This is a genomic window from Pseudomonas sp. RIT-PI-S, from assembly GCF_025642975.1.
Lineage (GTDB): Bacteria > Pseudomonadota > Gammaproteobacteria > Pseudomonadales > Pseudomonadaceae > Aquipseudomonas.
The window spans coordinates 144915-162206 of sequence record NZ_JANZKJ010000004.1 but is presented as its reverse complement, the minus strand read 5'-3'; the positions used below and the strand labels follow the sequence as shown (position 1 = coordinate 162206).

Below are 17292 nucleotides of genomic sequence, written 5' to 3'. Positions count from 1 at the left end.
ACCTCGCTTGACCCCGTCACGGAAAGCCCTCAGCCGGCCATTACCTTCGAGAAGGCCATTCCCATATTGCGAATGTTCGACGAGGCCAAGGCGCGGGAATTTTATCTAGGCTTTCTCGGGTTCAGCGTAGAGTTCGAGCACCGCTTCGAAGCCGACTTACCGCTGTACCTGGGCATCAGCCGAAATGGCCTGCAGCTGCACCTTTCCGAGCACCACGGCGATGCTTGCCCAGGCTCGACGATATTCATCCCGATGCGGAATATCGAGCCCCTGCATGATGAGCTACTCGCCAAGCGCTACGGATATGGCCGCCCGGATATCGTTCAGCAGGGGTGGGGCAAAGTGCTGGAGGTTCATGATCCCTTCGGCAATCGGCTTCGTTTCTGCCAGGGTTAAGGGGCCGTCAACGTTCTCTTACTCGCGACCCTCTAGTAGGGGGCCAGCACTCCATCCTCGTAGGCGCAACGCTCTGCCTGCGCTTGGGGCCGCTGGGCGCATGCGGAGGATCGCGCCTATATCGAAGCCCACGCCGGGCTATCCGATTCGCCTGGCGGTTTTATTCCATGAACGAATTGGCCTTCTGGAAGCTGACGGCATCTGCCGCGTAGTTGAATGTACCGGTTACCTGTACTTCCCGCGCCGCACGGATAAACGCGCCCAATGCAGCTCTCGCAAAAGAACTGCCTACGCTAACCCTTCGAACCCCGGCTGCTGCAAGCTCGTCGAGGGTGAAAGCGCAGCCGGAAAGGCCCATCACCACATTGACCGGTTTATGCACTGAAGCGCATACCAAACGGATGGCCTCGAGGCTGGGCAACCCCGGCGCAAACAGCACGTCGGCGCCAGCGTTCTCGAAAGCCATAAGCCTATGGAGGGTGTCGTCCACATCCTGGACCCCACAACCGAAGTTCTCCGCCCGCGCCACGAAGGTGAAGGGGAACGCCAGGCTACGAGCCGCTTCAACGCCGGCAATAACTCGCTCCAGCGCATGGTTGAACTCATAGATCGGCGAAGCCGGGTTACCGGTGGCATCTTCGATCGACCCACCGACCAACCCGGTTTCGGCCGCCATCCTGATGGTCTTGGCCACGTCCTCCGGAGCATCGCCAAAGCCGTTTTCCAGATCAGCGCTCACGGGCAATTGCGTCGCTTCAACGATACTTCGGGCGTTCGTCAGCACCTCGTTACGCGACAGCGCCCCCTCCGCATCCCGGCGGCCCAGGCTGAACGCCAAGCCCGCGCTGGTGGTGGCCAGCGCCTCGAAGCCCATGGCAGCCAATATTTTCGCCGTGCCGGCATCCCACGGGTTGGGCAGGATGAACGGATGCGGGCGGGCGTGCAGGGCTTGAAACAACAGCGCTTTTTCCAGGGTATGCATGGGGGCCTGCTTCGAGGGTTGGGCGGGGCAGCGGGAAGCGTAGATCATCGTGAGGGTTTTCGATCCGTACAGGCGCTCACCAAACGATGCTCGAAGGCATGGGCATCGATGGTGGAAAACGCCTTGTCGTGCCGCACGTTGCCAAAGCGGTCAATGAAATAAACCTGCCCCTTGTATTCGACCAGCGCTCTGGTATTGCGGGGGTCATAGCTGTGCGCGGCGGCGTTGCCTTTGCGCAAAAGCGGTAAGAACTCGCCCTCCGGGGCGTATTTGATCTCGAAGGCTTTGTCCCGGATGCTGGCTTCGCTTTCAGGCCTGTACAGCTCGCCGTCGAAGGTGATGAGGACACGCGCGCGCATTCGGTGGCGTGCGCCGACATCAGTGTGAATACAAGCAGCGCGGCGACTAACATCCGTATTTCGTTCATTCCGTTCCCAAGTCGACTTGATGAAAACAGAGCCAGGCCATTTCTCCGAATGCTTGTTCGGGCCGCGCTCGTTGGTGTCTTTGGCTTTCCATTCATAAAATGGCCAAGCTGAAGGCTGCCCCCGATCTAGCCTCCGAGATAGCCACCACATAACGGGGTTTTACCTGGGAATGGCGCAAAGGCGGGCCTGATCGAATGCGGATAAACGTCCCATCCAGCGCAGGGCCATTTGGATGAACATAGCAAGCAGGCTAGTGGTTCTATCGGTCGCTGGCTTAGCGCTGTCGTTGGTCTGTTTCATTTCGATTGTGTTCGCCGGCTACCGCCAAGGCTATTTATGGGCAGAAATGGACTGGGCGCAAAAAGGCTATACCACGCCCTGGGACGTTATCGCCGCCAGCGATATCGGAAAACGGCCGGCAGCCATAAACCCTCAGCGATGCCAGGAATATTGCTCGTACAAGGACGGTTTGCCTATCAAGACGGTTTGCACAACCCACTGACGACGCGCTGGCAATCACCCTAGGCGCAGCGCGCCGCGTGCGCCTAGGGGGCCTTCCGGCGCCAGCGCATTGCCCCTACGACAAAACTCACTCCCCTAACGGCCACCCCTCGATCACCTCAACGAACCGGCTGAGCCAGGCATTGGTTTGGCTGCCATCGAGCACGCGGTGGTCGATGGTCAATGACACATAAGCCAAGGGGCGCGCCTGGAACACGTCGGCGCCGTCCAGCTCACGCACCACCACGCGTTTTTCCAGGGCGCCGATGCCGAGAATGGCTGACTGCGGCTGGTTGATGATGATCGGCGACGCGAACAACGAGCCAGACACTCCATGGTTGGAGATGGTAAAGGTGCCGCCTTGCACATCCGCGGGCTTGAGCTTGCCGCCGCGCGCGGCGTCGGTCAGTTCGTGCAGGCGGGCGGCAATGCCCATCAGCGAGAGGTTCTGGGCCTGGCGGATCACCGGAACGATCAGGCCCTTGTCGCCCAGCGCGGCGCCCACGCCGATGTTGACGTCCTTGAACAGCTCCAGGTGATCGGCATGCCAGCGGCTGTTAACCTCCGGCGCGGCTTTCATCGCGGCTGTCGCGGCTGCTACGAAATAGGCGGTGAAGGTGAGGTTCACGCCCTGCTCGGCGAAGGCCGCGCGGTGTTGGTTACGGTGGGCGATGATCGCGCTGAAGTCCGCCTCGAACACAGCGGTCACGTGAGGCGCCGTGCTGACCGAATGCTGCATATGCTCGGCGATCTTACGGCGCATGCTGCTGTGGGGAACGTGGGCTGCGACAGCGGGCCCGCCAGGCGCGCTGGCCGAAGGCTGTGCCATGGCAGGTAGCGGCAGCTGGGGAGGCACCTTGGCGCGCTGTTCCCGCTCGGCGATGGCGGCTACCACATCTTCGCGGGTCAGGCGCCCTCCTCGGCCCGTGCCGGCCAGCCCTTCGGGGCTCATCTGGTGCTCGGCCAGCAACCGGCGCACAGCGGGTGACAGGCGCATTTCCGGGCTGAAGGTCGGCTCTGCCCCCTGAGCATCCACAGCCGGCTGTTGCGGCGGGCGCGCCGGCGCGGGCTCGGCGCTGCCCTGGCTCACACGGCCCAGGAGCGCCCCGGGCTCGGCATCGCTGCCTTCGTTCATCACCACCTGGAGAATGCCGTCGCAGGGCGCCGACACCTCGACCACTACCTTGTCGGTTTCAAGCTCGACGATAGGCTCATCCCTGCGCACCGCATCGCCGTGCTGTTTCAGCCAGGTGCGCAACACGGCCTTGGTGCCCTCCTGTTCGAGCGGGGCGATGATGTCGGAAGTGCCAGGGTTTATCGCAGTCATGTCATTCATCTCAGAACCCCACCAACTCGTCGATCTTCGCCGCGATGTCTTCCACCGATGGCAGCGCGTGCTCCATCAGCAGCGGATGATGCGGGCTAGGGATGTCTGGCATGGTCAGGCGCGCCACCGGTGCGTCGAGTTCGATGAAGGCTTTGTCGGCCACCACTGCGGCGATCTCCGCGCCGAAGCCCGCGGTGCCGAGGTCTTCATGCACGATGAGGCAGCGATGGGTGCGGCTAACGGATTTGAGCACCGCGTCGCTGTCCCACGGCATCAGGGTGCGCAGGTCGATCACCTCCACCGAGCGGCCCTGAGCGGCTTGCTCGCAGCGCTCGACCATCGCGCCCCAGGTAACCACGGTGATGTCGTTGCCTTGCACCACCGTCCGCGCCTTGCCAAAGGGCAGCACGTAGTCATCCCCCGGATATGGGCGCCGCGCGGAGGTAGCGTCGAGCATGGCGCGGTGTTCGAAGAAGATCACCGGATCGTTACCGCGCAAGGCGCCACGCAGCAGGCCGACGGCGTCCTCGGCATTGGAGGGCACGGCGACTTTCCAGCCCGGCGAATGCACGAACTGCACCTCGTTGGTCTGGCTGTGCCAGGGGTCCCCACACTTGAAGAAGCCCCCAGGAATACGCACCACCATGGGCGCTGCGAAGCGGTTATTGGTGCGCCAGCGCATGGTGCCGCAGTCGTTGATCTGCTCCATGGCAGGGTCGGCGTACTTGCGGAACTGGATCTCGGGCACCGGCATCAGCCCCGCAAGCGCCATGCCCACGGCGCGGCCGATGATTCCCTCTTCGGACAAGCTGGTGTCGAACACCCGGCCGTCGCCGTACTTCTCCTGCAGCCCGAGGGTTACCGCATGCACCCCGCCCTTGGGGCCCACATCCTCGCCGAACACCGCTACCCGTGGATTGACCGCCAGCTCGTGGTCCAGCGTACGGCGGATCGCCGCCACCATGTTCAACCGTTGCCCTTCGGGCTTGGGCACACTGTCGGCCGCCGGCGCCTGGTAGCCCTCCGGCCACTGCCCACCGCGCTGTTGCAGTTCGCCTTCGAAAAACACGTGATGCGTGACCCGGGCAGGATCGCTGACCGGGCGTGCTTCGGCGGCGGCCCGGGCTTGCTCGACCTCGGCGCGGGCCTGCTCTTCGAGCTGGTCCCACTCCCCGGCGCTGAGCTGGCTCGGCACCAGGAATTCGCGCAGCTTTGGCAAAGGGTCGAGGGACCACTCGCGTTTGACGGTCGCCTCGGACTTGTACGTTTGGGTGTCCTGGAAGCTATGGCCCTGCAGGCGCGGCACCTTCAGGCGCAGCAGGCAGGGGCCTTTGCGGCTGCGCACGTGGTCCACCGCCTGGCTGATCAAGGTCGCGCTTTCGTTCGGGTTGTAGCCGTCGCCGGTAAGGATGTGCAGGTTCTGGAAGCTGGCCAGGTTGGCGGCGATATCGCCACCGGGGGTCTGGAAGGTCGAGGGTACGGAAATGCCGAAGCCGTTGTCTTCGATGTAGAACAACATTGGCAGCTTTTGCGTGGTGGCCAGGGTGAGTGCCGCCCAGAAGCCGTTGGTGGCCACCGACCCGTCGCCGCCCAGCACCACGCTGATGGCTTGGCTATAGCTGGCGTCTTTCAGCACCCGGGTGCGGTAGTCGATGGCGCTGGCCCAACCCGCGGTGGGGGTGTATTGCGCGCCCACGCCGCCACACATGGGCAGCGCGGCGGGGCCGCCGGGGTTGGGGTAGTTGAACACCACGCCGATGTCGCGCCCGTCGGAGTAGCCGCCAGCGCGGGCCATGGATGAGCCGAGCGCGTCGGCCAGGTCCACGCCCAATGCCAGCAGCATGGGCCGCGAACGGTAGTAGCCGCAGGCGGCATCGTGCGGGTTGGTCAGTTGCAGGCCAAGAAGGATTTGCGCCAGGTCATGGCCGCGGGCAGAAAACTGATAAAGCACTTTTTTCTGCGGAACGAGGGTTTTCTCCTCCAACTCATCCAGCCCACGGGAAATCATGATCAGCCGCGCGACTTCGCGCCAATCGTAGGCGGCCGCCGTGCTGTTGGCGAAGCTCGTTTGCCGGGGCTTTTTCTGTATCGCGGTCATCTTATTATTGTCCTTGTCGCAGCCAGCTTTTCCGGCCATCGGGCATGCCGGTCCATGCAGCGATAGTAAAAGCCGGGGCCGAAAAAGTGCTTCTCGCTTTTCTCCATTCTCGTAGAATCCGGTAACGAACATTCTCCGGATAACAATAATGAAGACGGTTCCTTCTCTCGACGCCTACTCCGTGAAAATCCTTGAAGCGCTGCAGGCTGACGGGCGCTTGTCCGTGCAGGACCTGGCCAACAAGATCGGCCTGTCCACCACGCCCACCTGGAAGCGCCTCAAGGCGCTGGAGCAGAACGGGATCATCCGCCACTACACCACCGTGCTCGACCGCCACCAGGTAGGCCTGGGCAATTGCGTGATGGCGGAGGTCAACCTGGCGCGCCACGTGGAAAACGTGGTGGAGGAGTTCGAACAGGCCGTGCAGCGCTGCGCGGCGATCATTGAGTGCTACAGCACCACTGGCCAGGGGGACTACCTGCTCAAGGTCGTTACCCCAGACATCGCCAGCTACGACGCCTTCCTGCACAGCGTGGTATTCAAGCTGCCAGGGGTGAGCGAGATCCGCTCGGCGGTGGTGCTGCGGGAAATCAAAAGCCCCTCGCCGCTGCCGTTGGAGCATTTAGGGTAGGCGCTGGCGAAGCCTGCGCACCTTCGGTGCGTGCGTTGGGAAACGGCCGGAGGACGTCCGCAGCGGCCCTGTTCGCGGGCTTCGCACGCTCCCACCGAGGCGGGGTGGGAATGGGCTTTGGGTAGGCGCCGGGGAAGCCTGCGAACCTCCGGTGCGTGCGTTGGGGAACGGCCCGGGTAGGCCCGCAGCGGCCCTGTTCGCGGGCTTCGCACGCTCCCACCCGGGCGGGGTGGGAATGGGCCTTGGGGTAGGCGCTGGCGAAGCCTGCGAACATTCGGTCCATGCGTTGGGGAACGGCTCGGAGACGCCGGCAGCGGCCCTGTTCGCGGGCTTCGCACGCTCCCACCGGGTGGGCGATGGCCTGCGTGCCTGGCCGTCAGCTGCGCTTCAATACCAGGGTCAGGATGTCGTAACTGGCCACCAGCTCGCCGTGCTGGTTGGTCACTTCCACGTCCCAGGCCACCACGCCCTGGGGTTGGCCGAGTGGGCTGGTTTTGCCCTGGTCGATCTTGCGCTTGCAGGTCAGGCGCGCCTGGATGGTGTCGCCGATGCCCACCGGGTTGACGAAGCGCAGGGTATCTAAGCCGTAGTTGGCCAGCACTGGCCCCTGCCCGGGGGACACGAACAGGCCAGCGGCGGCGGACAGCACGAAGTAACCGTGGGCGATGCGCTTGCCGAATTGCGATTGCTTGGCGGCGATGTCGTCGAAATGCATGTAGAAATGATCGCCCGACAAGCACCCGAAGTTGACCAGGTCCGCCTCGGTCACGGTACGCCGGTGGGTGAGCAGCGACTCGCTGATGCGCAGGTCTTCGAAGTAACGACGGAAGGGGTGCACGTCGCTCTCGAAAACCTTGGCACCGCGCACGTGCTCACCGGTGACCGCCGCGAGCATGGTCGGCGAACCTTGCACCGCTGCCCGCTGCAGGTAGTGTTTCACCGCGCGCAGGCCGCCCAGCTCTTCGCCACCGCCAGCGCGCCCAGGGCCGCCATGCTTGAGCACCGGCAAGGGCGAGCCATGACCGGTGGACTCCGCGGCAGCCTCGCGGTCCAGCACCAGCAGGCGGCCGTGCCAGGCTGCCGCGGCGGGAATGGCCTTGGCGGCAATGCGCGGATCGCGGGTGACCAAGGTGGCCACCAGGCTACCCTTGCCTCGCGCGGCCAGGGCCAGTGCTTCGTCGATGTCGGTATAGGCCATCAGCGTGCTGACCGGGCCAAAGGCTTCGATGTCGTGGGCGCCGCCGTCGGCGTGGGGATCCCGGGCCAGCAGCAAGGTAGGGGCGAAGAACGCGCCTTCGGCCACGCCCTCGCCGCGCGGTTCGAAGCCGTCACGGGCGCCGAACAGCAGGTCGCTGCCTTCGAGCAGGCTCTGCACGCGCTCGGCGACGTCGGCCTGCTGCGCATGAGAGGCCAGTGCCCCCATGCGCACACCTTCAAGGGCTGGGTCGCCCACCACCACCTTGCGCAGGCGCTCCTGCATGCGGGTGGCCACGGCGTCCATCAGGTTGGCCGGCACGATGGCGCGGCGGATGGCCGTGCACTTTTGCCCGGCCTTGACCGTCATCTCGCGCACCACTTCTTTCACGAACAGGTCGAACTCTTCGTCGTCCGGGGTCACGTCCGGCGCAAGGATCGCGCAGTTGAGCGAGTCTGCCTCGGCGTTGAACGGCACCGAGTGGCGAATCAGGTTGGCATTGACCCGCAGCTTGGCGGCGGTGTCGGCAGAGCCTGTGAACGTGACCACATCCTGGCCCTGCAGCCGGTCGAGCAGGTCGCCGGTGCTGCCGATCACCAACTGCAGGCTACCCGCTGGCAACAGGCCGGACTCCTCGATCAGGCGCACGGCCGCCTCGGTGATGTAGCTGGTGGCAGTGGCCGGCTTGATGATGCAGGGCATGCCAGCGAGGAAGGTGGGGGCAAATTTTTCCAACATGCCCCAGATGGGGAAGTTGAACGCATTGATGTGCACGGCCACCCCACTGCGGGGCACCAGGATGTGCGTGCCGGAGAAAGTGCCGCCTTTGCTCAGCGGGATCGCCGGCCCTTCGTGCAGCAGGTTGCCGGAGGGGAGCTCACGCGCGCCCAGGCCGGCATAGCTGAACAGGGTGGCGTTGCCGCCCTCGATGTCGATCCAGCTGTCGGCCCGGGTCGCTCCGCTGTGGCGGGAGATCTCATACAGCTGCTCCTTGCGCTCGGCCAGGTACTTGGCCAACGCCTTGAGGCAGGCGGCGCGGGTCTGGAAATCCATCGCCGCCAGGCCGCCCAGGCCCTGCTGGCGCGCGTGGGCCAGCGCCTGGGCGAAGTCAGGCGCCTCATCGTGGGCGTGGGCAATCACCTCGCCGTTCAAGGCGCTGCGCAAGGGCTGCGCCGCATGCTGGCCGATCCACTGGCCGCCGATGAAGCTCTGCAAGACATGTGCGGTGGGCATTGTTGTTCTCCTGAATTGAAAACGAAGCCTGCGCAGCGAGGCCTCCCCGCGTCCCGCAGGTCTTGGCGATCCGGCCGGTCGAGGGCAAGCCCTGCTGCTACGAAAAAACTTGCGGTGAACTACGAATTTTCCATAAGGCCGCGGACAGCAGGCCGTTCAAAGCTGGTCGAAATCGAGCACCACGTTGTCGCTGACGGGGAAGGTCTGGCAGGAGAGCACATAGCCGGCCGCCACTTCGTAGTCCTCCAGGGCGTGGTTGCTGTCCATTTCTACCTCGCCTTCGATTACCTTGCACTTGCAGGTGGAGCACACACCGGCCTTGCACGAGTACGGCAGTTCCGCGCCCTGGGCGTTGCCGGCGTCGAGCACGCTGACGGTGTTGCGCGGCAGGTCGAACGCCAGGGCGCGGCCATCGCTGATCACGGTGATATGGCTGATGGCCGAGCCCCGCTGGCGCGCCGCCTCGCGGGCATCGCGCTTCTGCGGGTTGCCTTCGGCGGCGAACAGCTCGAAATGAATCCGCTCCGGGCGCATGCCGTTGACCTTCAGGCTATCGCGCACGGTTTCGGTCATCGCGTGGGGGCCGCAGATGAACGCCGCATCCAGCCGGGGCACGTCTATCCAGCGCGAGAACAGCTGCCCGCATTTGTCGGCGTCTATGCGCCCGTTGTAGAGGTCCACGTCCTGCTGCTCACGGCTGAACACGAAGATCAGGTTCAGCCGCTGCAAATAGCGGTTTTTCAGGTCTTCGAGCTTGTCGCGGAACAAGGCACCGGAGCTGGAGCGGTTGCCGTACAGCAAGGTGAAACGGCTGTGGGGCTCGCGCTCCAGGGTGGTGGTGATGATCGAAAGGATCGGGGTAATGCCGCTGCCCGCGGCCACGGCCAGGTAATTGCCGTGGCGCGACGGGTCCAGCGGCACATAGAAGGACCCCGACGGCGGCATCACCTCAATGGCATGGCCGGGCTTGAGCACTTCGTTGGCGAAGGCCGAGAAGCGCCCGCCGGGCACCCGTTTGATGGCCACCCGCAGCTCGCCCTCGTCGACACCGCTGCAGATCGAATACGAACGCCGTACCTCTTCGCCGCCCAGCCAGGTACGCATCACCAAATACTGGCCCTGGGTAAAACGAAAATCATGCTGCAGCTCAGGCGGTACCTCGAACGCGACCGACACCGCGTCCCGGGTTTCGGCGCGCACCTGCTTGATGGTCAGGCTATGGAAATGGCTCATGCGGATCTCCCTCTACCGGCGCGGCGCGCTCAGAGGCATTTGAAATAGTCGAAGGGTTCGAGGCAGTCGCGGCACCGATACAGCGCCTTGCAGGCGGTCGAGCCGAACTGGCTAAGCAGCTCGGTATGGGCGCTGCCGCAGAGCGGGCAGCACACCTGAGGTGGCTCGCCGCCAAGCAGGCTGCGCTTGCTGCCGCTGCCCTCCGGCGGCGCGATGCCGTAGGCGCGCAGCCGCTCGCGGCCTTGTTCGGTAATCCAGTCGGTGCTCCAGGCCGGGGTCAGCCGACGCTCCAGCCGGGGCGCGGCGAAGCCCGCCCCCTCCAATGCCTGGCGGATATCCCCTTCGATCACTTCGGTCGCCGGGCAGCCTGAGTACGTTGGGGTTACCACCAGGTGCAGATGCCCAGCCTCCCAGGTCAGGTCGCGGACGATGCCCAGGTCGACCACGCTCACTACCGGGACTTCCGGGTCCATCACCTGCTCGAGCACCGCCCAGGCCCTGGGCAGGTCCACCGGCTGTACCTGGCGAGCGCCGCGGTCGCTGCTGATCAGCTCACCAGGTTGCATCGGGGTATGCCCTGGGCAGGAATTGCATTTCCGCCAACACCAACCCCAGATGCTCGGTGTGCAGCCCCTGCCGGCCACTGAGGTAGAAATAGTTGGCCGCCTCGGGCACGGGCAATTCCACGCTGGCGAAGGTGGCGGTCACTTGGTGCAGCCAGGCGGCGCCCACCTGGGCTGGGTTCGCGGCAGTGCCCGCCTCGAAAAGGCGCTGCTCACCATCGCTGCCCGCGGTCAGCTCGACGGTGAAACGCCACACATCAGCGATGGCCGCCAGCATGCGCCGACGGCTCTCCTCGGTGCCGCCGCCCAGGCGTTGCACCCATTCGCTGGAACGGCGCAGGTGGTAAGTCACTTCTTTCACGGCCTTGGCGGCAATGCCGGCAAGGCGCTCATCGCGCGACTGGCTCAACCCGGTTAGCACCTGCAGGTGCCAGGCGTCGTAGAGAAACTGTTTGGTCATGGTCACGGCGAAGTCGCCGTTGGGCTGCTCGACCAGCAACAGGTTGCGGAACTCGCGCTGGTCGCGGCGGAACGCCAGGTGATCGGCGTCTTGGCCGTCGCCGATCAGTTCGGCGGCGTATTCGAGCCAGTTACGCGCTTGGCCCACCAGGTCCAGGCCCACGTTCATCAACGCCAGCTCTTCTTCAATGGCCGGGGCCTTGCCGCACCATTCGCACAGGCGCTGGCCCTGGATCAAGGCGCTGTCGCCGAGCAGCAGCAGGTATTGGATAAGGTCTTGCTCAGTGTTCATGGCCGGCCTCACATGTGCCCGACTTCGTCGGGAAGCTCATAGAAACTGGCATGCCGGTAGATCTTGTCGTCGGCCGGGTCGAACAGCGGGTCTTTTTCGTCCGGCGAGGACGCCACGATCAGTGCCGAAGGCACTACCCACAGGCTCACCCCTTCGCTGCGCCGGGTGTACAGCTCGCGGGCGTTCTCAATGGCCATGGCGGCGTCGGCGGCGTGCACGCTGCCCACATGTTTGTGATTCAGGCCGTGCTTGCTGCGCACGAAAACTTCATACAGCGTCCACTCAGACATGGTGTGCTCTCCCGCTCAGGCGACGTTCTTGTTCTGTTGTTTGCGGGCATATGCCACGGCCGCTTCGCGCACCCAGGCGCCCTCTTCGATTGCCTTGCGCCGTGCCGCCACCCGCTCCTTGTTGCAGGGCCCGTTGCCCTTGAGCACTTCGTAGAACTCCTGCCACTGGATTTCGCCGAAGTCGTAATGGCCGCGCTCGGCGTTCCATTTCAGGTCCGGGTCTGGGGCGGTGCAGCCCAGCAGCTCCAGCTGCGGCACGGTCTGGTCGATGAAGCGCTGGCGCAGCTCGTCGTTGCTCTGGCGCTTGATCTTCCAGGCCATGGACTGGGCACTGTTGGGCGAGCTTTCATCGCTGGGGCCGAACATCATCAGCGACGGCCACCACAGCCGGTTGATCGCATCCTGGACCATGTCTTTCTGGGCCTGGGTGCCGTGGCGCATCATGGTCAGCAGAATTTCGTAGCCTTGGCGCTGATGGAAGCTCTCTTCCTTGCAGATGCGCACCATGGCCCGGGAGTACGGCCCATAGGATGTGCGCTGCAGCACCACCTGGTTGACGATGGCCGCGCCGTCCACCAGCCAGCCCACCGCGCCCATGTCTGCCCAGCTCAAGGTGGGGTAGTTGAAGATGCTCGAGTACTTGGCTTTGCCGCTGTGCAGCTTGTCGATTTCCACGTCGCGGTCGGCGCCCAGGGTTTCCATGGCGCTGTACAGGTACAGGCCATGGCCGGCTTCGTCCTGGATCTTGGCCATCAGTTGCAGCTTGCGCTTGAAGCTCGGCGCGCGGGTGACCCAGTTGCCTTCGGGCAGCATGCCGACGATTTCCGAGTGGGCGTGCTGGGAGATCTGCCGGATCAGCGTTTGCCGGTACGCCTCCGGCATCCAGTTCTTGGCCTCGATCTTGATCTCGGCGTCGATCTTTTCCTGGAATTCGCGCTCCTGGGGGCTCATCTCCTCCAGCGACTTGATGCGCTTGACGCCGGTTTCCACCAATTGTGCGTACATGTGAAAACTCCTGTTGGAGCGGGCGAAGCCCGCGAGCCATGCGATGCAATGCATCCTTTATAAGCGATACACAATCAAATATCAAACATGATTTAACGTATCTAATATAATCGTGTATCGCTTTACCCAGCCCGGCGATTGTCGTACACGTGGCACGCCTTGCCTTCCGAGCGCTTCAGCGAGCCAGGCGGCTGCAGCAGCACACGGGTGCTGAGGCCGATATGGGTCTTGATGTGCCGGCTGAGTTCAGCGATCAGCGCAGTGCGCCGGGGTTCATCGGCATGCTGGCATTCGGGGCGCAGCTCGACGTGAATGTCGACCGAATCTAGATTGCCGTTGCGATACAGATGAATCTCATAACACTCAGAGAATTGTTTTATTTTGAGCACCTGTTCTTCCACCTGGGTGGGGAACAGGTTGACGCCGCGCACGATCAGCATGTCGTCACTGCGCCCGGTGATCTTGTCCATGCGCCGCATCGGCCGCGCCGTGCCGGGCAGCAGCCGGGTGAGGTCGCGGGTGCGGTAGCGGATCATCGGCAGCGCTTCCTTGCTCAGCGAAGTGAACACCAGCTCGCCCATCTGCCCGTCCGGCAGCACCGCGCCGGTGACCGGGTCGATGATCTCGGGGTAGAAGTGATCTTCCCAGATGGTCGGCCCGTCCTTGCTTTCGGCGCACTCCATGGCCACGCCCGGCCCCATGATTTCTGACAACCCGTAGATGTCCAGCGCGGTGATGCCCAGGCGCTGCTCGATGGAGCGGCGCAGCTCGTCGGTCCAGGGCTCGGCACCGAAAATGCCCAGGCGCAAGGACAGTTGCTCGGCCGAGAGGCCCTGGCGTTCCATCTCGTCGGCCAGGTTGAGCATGTAGGACGGCGTGACCATGATGATGTCCGGGCGCAAATCCCGGATCAGCTGCACCTGCTTCTCGGTCTGCCCGCCAGACATCGGGATCACCGTGCAACCCAGGCGCTCGGCGCCGTAATGGGCGCCCAGGCCGCCCGTGAACAGCCCATAGCCATAAGCCACATGGACCTTGTCGCCCTTGCGCCCACCGGCGGCGCGGATCGAGCGGGCGACCACGTTGGCCCAGGTGTCGATGTCGTTCTGGGTATAGCCGACCACCGTCGGCTTGCCGGTGGTGCCGCTGGAGGCGTGCACCCGCACTACCTCGTGCATGGGCACGGCAAACATGCCGTAGGGGTAGTTGTCACGCAGGTCCGCCTTGGTGGTGAACGGGAACTTCGCTAGGTCTTGGAGCGAGCGGACGTCCTCCGGGTGAACGCCTTGCTCGTCGAAACGGCGGCGGTACAGCGGCACGTTCCGATAAGCGTGGCTGAGGCTCCAGCGCAGGCGTTCGAGCTGGTGCTGGCGCAGCTCGTCGATGCTGGCGGTTTCCAGCGGGTCAAGCCCAGCGGTATTCAAGGCGGCCATGTTCATGCTTTCACTCTGATTGTTCTTGTTAGGATCTGTACGAAAAGTGGCTGCGCAGGCGATGCTTCAGACACGTTCGATGATCATCGCGATGCCCTGCCCCACGCCGATGCACATGGTGCACAACGCGTAGCGGCCCTGGCGCACTTCCAGCTCGTTGAGCGCCGTGGTGATCAGCCGCGCGCCACTCATGCCCAACGGATGCCCCAGCGCGATGGCGCCGCCATTAGGGTTGACCCGTGGGTCGTCGTCAGCCAGGCCCAGCTCGCGCAGCACCGCCAGCCCTTGGGCGGCGAAGGCTTCGTTGAGCTCGATCACATCCATTTGCCCAAGGCCCAGGTTGGCCAGCTCCAGCACCTTGCGGGTGGCCGGCACCGGGCCGATGCCCATGATCCGGGGTTCCACGCCGGCGGTGGCCATGGCGACCACCCTGCCGCGGGCCTTGAGCCCGTAGCGCTGGGCCTGGGCCGGGCTCGCCAGCAGCAGCGCGCAGGCACCGTCGTTGACCCCGGAGGCGTTGCCGGCGGTGACGCTGCCGCCCTGGCGGAACGGCGTGGGCAAGCGCTGGAGCATCTCCAGGGTAGTGTCGCCGCGAGGATGCTCGTCGTGCTCTACCCGGCGCGGCTCGCCCTTGCGCTGGGCAATGGTCACCGCGGCGATTTCCCGGGCGAGCCTGCCACTGGCTTGCGCGGCGGCGGCGCGTTGCTGGCTGCGCACGGCGAAGGCGTCTTGATCTTCCCGGGAGATGCCGAACTGCGCGGCAACGTTCTCGGCGGTTTCCGGCATCGAGTCGATGCCGTAGGCCTGTTCCATCGCCTGGTTGACGAAGCGCCAGCCAATGGTGGTGTCGTACAGCTGTGCCTGGCGCGAAAACGCCTGCTCGGCCTTGCCCATCACCAGGGGCGCGCGCGACATGGACTCCACGCCCCCAGCGAGCATCAGGCCGGCTTCGCCGCTGCGAATGGAGCGCGCGGCCAGGCCTACGGCATCCATGCCCGAACCGCACAGGCGGTTGATGGTGGTACCGGGTACGTCCACCGGCAGGCCGGCCAGCAGGGCAGCCATGCGCGCTACGTTGCGGTTGTCCTCCCCCGCCTGGTTGGCACAGCCGTAGAACACGTCGTCCACGGCCGCCCAGTTCACCTGCGGGTGGCGTTCGATCAGGGCACGCAGCGGCACCGCGCCAAGGTCGTCGGCGCGTACTGAGCTGAGGGCGCCGGCATAGCGGCCGATGGGCGTGCGAATGGCGTCGATGATCAGGGCGTCAGTCATGGGGAGTCTCCGCGGCAAGCACGCTGCCTTGAACTTTGTAGGATTTGCCGTGGAACAGCGCGACCAGTTGGCCGTTCTGGTTTTCCACGCGCACGTCGTAGTTGCCGGTGCGCCCGCCGCGGCTCTGCTCGATGCAGCTGGCGACGAGCCGGTCGCCCTGGCGCGCCGGGGCGATGTAGTCGATGGTGCAGCCCAGGCCGATGGTGACCTGGTTGTAGGTGTTGCTGGCCACGGCGAAGGCCGAGTCCGCCAGGGTGAAGATAAAGCCGCCATGGCACGTACCATGGCCCTGGATCATGTCGGCGCGCACCGGCATGGCGAGCGTCGCCGAGCCCGGTGCCACCGCCAGCAGTTCCATGCCCAGGCCCAGGCTGGCGCGGTCGCGGTCGAGCATGGCCGCGGCGCACAGCCGGGCCAGCTCCACGGGTTCGAATTCAGTCATAAAACCCCCTGCCCTCGGCCACCCGCCGCCGCAGCAAGAGCGAAGGCCGGTAGCGCGGTTCACCGTAGCTGGCCTGCAGGTGCTCCAGTGCCTTGAGCACCGCTGGCAACCCCACCGCGCCCGCCCAGGCCAGCGGGCCCTGCGGGTAATTCACCCCCTTGCGCATGGCCAGGTCCACATCCGCAGTGCTGGCAACACCTTGCAGCACGGCGTCGGCCGCTTCGTTGGCCAGCATGGCCACGGTGCGCAACACCAGCAGGCCGGGCAGGTCCGCCAGCAGGCTGGGCACCAGGCCCATGCGCTGGAACAAGGTAACGGCCTGGTCGCGGGCCTGCACGCTGGCGCCGGCGCAGCAACTGAGGGCGATGCGTGTCGCCTTGGCGTAATCCAGCGCGAGGTCGAACAACAGCAGGTTATCCAGGCCATCAGCCTGGGCACGCTCGCTGGCCATGCGGCCGTCGCTCAGCGCCAGCACCGCCTCGCCCACCCGGATCAACCCGTTGCCTGGCCTGCGCTCCACGCGTATGCCAGCGGCCTCCAAGCGGGGCAAAAGGGTTTGCGCGACCCCCAGGTCGCCTTCGACGATGCACCGGTCGACCGCTTGTGCGCTCTGCGCCTCGGCAGCCGCCGGGCGCACCGCGTTCGGGCTGCAGTCGTAAAATCCGCGCCCGCTCTTGCGCCCCAGGCGCCCAGCATCGACCAGTTCTTTTTGCAGCAGCGAAGGCTGGAAACGGGGATCGCCGTAGTAGGCCTCGAACACCGAGCAGGTCACGGCGTAGTTCACGTCATGGCCGATCAGGTCCATCAGCTCGAACGCGCCCATGCGAAAGCCGCCAGCGTCGCGCATCAGCGCATCCAGCGTGGCGCAGTCGGCAGCGCCTTCCTGCAGCAGGCGCAGGCTCTCGGCATAGAAAGGCCGCGCCACCCGGTTGACGATAAAGCCCGGGGTGGAGCGGGTGTGCACAGGCGCCTTGCCCCACGCCTTGGCCGCCTCGTAAAGGGCGCTGGCCACCGCAGGATCGGTGGCCAGGCCGCTGACGATCTCTACCAAGGCCATCACTGGCGCCGGATTGAAAAAGTGCACACCGAGGAAGCGCTCTGGCCGGCTCAGCCCGGCAGCGATGCTGGTAATCGATAACGAAGAGGTGTTGCTGGCGAGCACGCAGCCAGGCGCGCACAGGCGCTCCAATCGAGCGAACAGCTCTTGCTTGACCTGAAGGTTTTCGACGATCGCCTCGATCACCAGCCCGGCCTCGGCCAGTTGCTCCAACGTGTCCACCGCCTGCAGCCGCGCGAGGGTCTGCTCGCGCTGCTCGGCAGTGAGCTTGCCTTTCTCTTGCAAGCCAGCGAGCTGGCGGGCCAAGGCTTCGATGGCTTGAGCGGCGGCGCCCGGGCGGTTGTCGAGCAGCAGCACTCGGTGCCCGGCCTGGGCCACCACCTGGGCGATGCCGCTGCCCATGGCACCGGCGCCGATCACCGCGACCAGGGCTCGCGTATCCAATGTGGTCATGC

Annotated in this window: 15 protein-coding genes and 1 pseudogene; 2 read left to right on the top strand and 14 right to left on the bottom strand. The window is 65.0% G+C overall.

What is annotated here, in order from left to right:
- Positions 1 to 30 precede the first annotated feature (30 nt).
- A pseudogene (locus tag OGL93_RS08610) lies at positions 31 to 396 on the top strand (glyoxalase superfamily protein); the annotation flags it as partial.
- A 160-nt stretch (positions 397 to 556) separates the two neighbouring features.
- Here OGL93_RS08610 and OGL93_RS08605 read toward each other — a convergent pair.
- From OGL93_RS08605 to OGL93_RS08590, 4 genes are all read right to left on the bottom strand, one after another.
- Complete coding sequence (locus OGL93_RS08605) at positions 557 to 1378, bottom strand: isocitrate lyase/phosphoenolpyruvate mutase family protein (protein WP_263262172.1); 822 nt, start codon at positions 1376 to 1378, stop codon at positions 557 to 559.
- A gap of 44 nt (positions 1379 to 1422) precedes the next feature.
- Positions 1423 to 1956 carry a hypothetical protein gene (locus OGL93_RS08600; RefSeq protein WP_263262170.1) on the bottom strand — a complete coding sequence of 178 codons (534 nt, stop codon included), beginning with the start codon at positions 1954 to 1956 and terminating at the stop codon, positions 1423 to 1425.
- A 439-nt stretch (positions 1957 to 2395) separates the two neighbouring features.
- Positions 2396 to 3643, bottom strand: a complete 1248-nt coding sequence (locus tag OGL93_RS08595) for a 2-oxo acid dehydrogenase subunit E2 (RefSeq protein ID WP_263262167.1) — start codon at positions 3641 to 3643, stop codon at positions 2396 to 2398.
- 1 nt (position 3644) lies between these two features.
- Positions 3645 to 5732: a transketolase C-terminal domain-containing protein gene (locus OGL93_RS08590; RefSeq protein ID WP_263262166.1), complete on the bottom strand. Its 2088-nt coding sequence runs from the start codon at positions 5730 to 5732 to the stop codon at positions 3645 to 3647.
- A gap of 148 nt (positions 5733 to 5880) precedes the next feature.
- Between OGL93_RS08590 and OGL93_RS08585 the strand changes: the two genes are divergently transcribed.
- Positions 5881 to 6363: an Lrp/AsnC family transcriptional regulator gene (locus tag OGL93_RS08585; protein ID WP_263262165.1), complete on the top strand. Its 483-nt coding sequence runs from the start codon at positions 5881 to 5883 to the stop codon at positions 6361 to 6363.
- A gap of 376 nt (positions 6364 to 6739) precedes the next feature.
- On the opposite strand, the gene paaZ is transcribed toward OGL93_RS08585, so the two are convergent.
- The 10 genes from paaZ to paaH form a co-directional block, all read right to left on the bottom strand.
- A complete protein-coding gene (gene paaZ, locus OGL93_RS08580; RefSeq protein WP_263262164.1) occupies positions 6740 to 8791 on the bottom strand; it encodes a phenylacetic acid degradation bifunctional protein PaaZ in 2052 nt (683 codons plus the stop codon).
- 156 nt (positions 8792 to 8947) lie between these two features.
- Complete coding sequence (gene paaE / locus OGL93_RS08575; RefSeq protein ID WP_263262163.1) at positions 8948 to 10024, bottom strand: 1,2-phenylacetyl-CoA epoxidase subunit PaaE; 1077 nt, start codon at positions 10022 to 10024, stop codon at positions 8948 to 8950.
- A gap of 29 nt (positions 10025 to 10053) precedes the next feature.
- Entirely contained in the window at positions 10054 to 10590 is a 537-nt protein-coding gene (gene paaD, locus OGL93_RS08570; protein ID WP_263262162.1) for a 1,2-phenylacetyl-CoA epoxidase subunit PaaD, read from the bottom strand.
- Positions 10577 to 11338 carry a 1,2-phenylacetyl-CoA epoxidase subunit PaaC gene (paaC, locus tag OGL93_RS08565; protein ID WP_263262161.1) on the bottom strand — a complete coding sequence of 254 codons (762 nt, stop codon included), beginning with the start codon at positions 11336 to 11338 and terminating at the stop codon, positions 10577 to 10579. Before paaC ends, paaD begins: the two co-directional genes overlap by 14 nt.
- A gap of 8 nt (positions 11339 to 11346) precedes the next feature.
- Positions 11347 to 11628: a 1,2-phenylacetyl-CoA epoxidase subunit PaaB gene (gene paaB / locus OGL93_RS08560; protein ID WP_263262160.1), complete on the bottom strand. Its 282-nt coding sequence runs from the start codon at positions 11626 to 11628 to the stop codon at positions 11347 to 11349.
- 15 nt (positions 11629 to 11643) lie between these two features.
- Positions 11644 to 12633, bottom strand: a complete 990-nt coding sequence (paaA, locus tag OGL93_RS08555; RefSeq protein ID WP_263262158.1) for a 1,2-phenylacetyl-CoA epoxidase subunit PaaA — start codon at positions 12631 to 12633, stop codon at positions 11644 to 11646.
- A 122-nt stretch (positions 12634 to 12755) separates the two neighbouring features.
- Positions 12756 to 14072, bottom strand: coding sequence for a phenylacetate--CoA ligase PaaK (paaK, locus tag OGL93_RS08550; RefSeq protein ID WP_263262157.1), 1317 nt, complete (start codon positions 14070 to 14072; stop codon positions 12756 to 12758).
- 60 nt (positions 14073 to 14132) lie between these two features.
- On the bottom strand, positions 14133 to 15338 hold the full coding sequence (gene pcaF / locus OGL93_RS08545) for a 3-oxoadipyl-CoA thiolase (protein ID WP_263262155.1): 1206 nt from the start codon (positions 15336 to 15338) through the stop codon (positions 14133 to 14135).
- Complete coding sequence (paaI, locus tag OGL93_RS08540) at positions 15331 to 15780, bottom strand: hydroxyphenylacetyl-CoA thioesterase PaaI (protein WP_263262154.1); 450 nt, start codon at positions 15778 to 15780, stop codon at positions 15331 to 15333. Before paaI ends, pcaF begins: the two co-directional genes overlap by 8 nt.
- Positions 15773 to 17290, bottom strand: a complete 1518-nt coding sequence (gene paaH, locus OGL93_RS08535) for a 3-hydroxyacyl-CoA dehydrogenase PaaH (protein ID WP_263262153.1) — start codon at positions 17288 to 17290, stop codon at positions 15773 to 15775. The genes paaI and paaH overlap by 8 nt, the downstream gene beginning before the upstream one ends.
- Positions 17291 to 17292 lie beyond the last annotated feature (2 nt).

Bases quoted from the DNA above. Each gene is read 5' to 3' on its own strand.
- OGL93_RS08605 (WP_263262172.1), bottom strand. From the start codon at position 1,378: ATGCATACCCTGGAAAAAGCGCTGTTGTTTCAAGCCCTGCACGCCCGC.
- OGL93_RS08600 (WP_263262170.1), bottom strand. From the start codon at position 1,956: ATGTGGTGGCTATCTCGGAGGCTAGATCGGGGGCAGCCTTCAGCTTGG.
- OGL93_RS08595 (WP_263262167.1), bottom strand. From the start codon at position 3,643: ATGAATGACATGACTGCGATAAACCCTGGCACTTCCGACATCATCGCC.
- OGL93_RS08590 (WP_263262166.1), bottom strand. From the start codon at position 5,732: ATGACCGCGATACAGAAAAAGCCCCGGCAAACGAGCTTCGCCAACAGC.
- OGL93_RS08585 (WP_263262165.1), top strand. From the start codon at position 5,881: ATGAAGACGGTTCCTTCTCTCGACGCCTACTCCGTGAAAATCCTTGAA.
- paaZ (WP_263262164.1), bottom strand. From the start codon at position 8,791: ATGCCCACCGCACATGTCTTGCAGAGCTTCATCGGCGGCCAGTGGATC.
- paaE (WP_263262163.1), bottom strand. From the start codon at position 10,024: ATGAGCCATTTCCATAGCCTGACCATCAAGCAGGTGCGCGCCGAAACC.
- paaD (WP_263262162.1), bottom strand. From the start codon at position 10,590: ATGCAACCTGGTGAGCTGATCAGCAGCGACCGCGGCGCTCGCCAGGTA.
- paaC (WP_263262161.1), bottom strand. From the start codon at position 11,338: ATGAACACTGAGCAAGACCTTATCCAATACCTGCTGCTGCTCGGCGAC.
- paaB (WP_263262160.1), bottom strand. From the start codon at position 11,628: ATGTCTGAGTGGACGCTGTATGAAGTTTTCGTGCGCAGCAAGCACGGC.
- paaA (WP_263262158.1), bottom strand. From the start codon at position 12,633: ATGTACGCACAATTGGTGGAAACCGGCGTCAAGCGCATCAAGTCGCTG.
- paaK (WP_263262157.1), bottom strand. From the start codon at position 14,072: ATGAACATGGCCGCCTTGAATACCGCTGGGCTTGACCCGCTGGAAACC.
- pcaF (WP_263262155.1), bottom strand. From the start codon at position 15,338: ATGACTGACGCCCTGATCATCGACGCCATTCGCACGCCCATCGGCCGC.
- paaI (WP_263262154.1), bottom strand. From the start codon at position 15,780: ATGACTGAATTCGAACCCGTGGAGCTGGCCCGGCTGTGCGCCGCGGCC.
- paaH (WP_263262153.1), bottom strand. From the start codon at position 17,290: ATGACCACATTGGATACGCGAGCCCTGGTCGCGGTGATCGGCGCCGGT.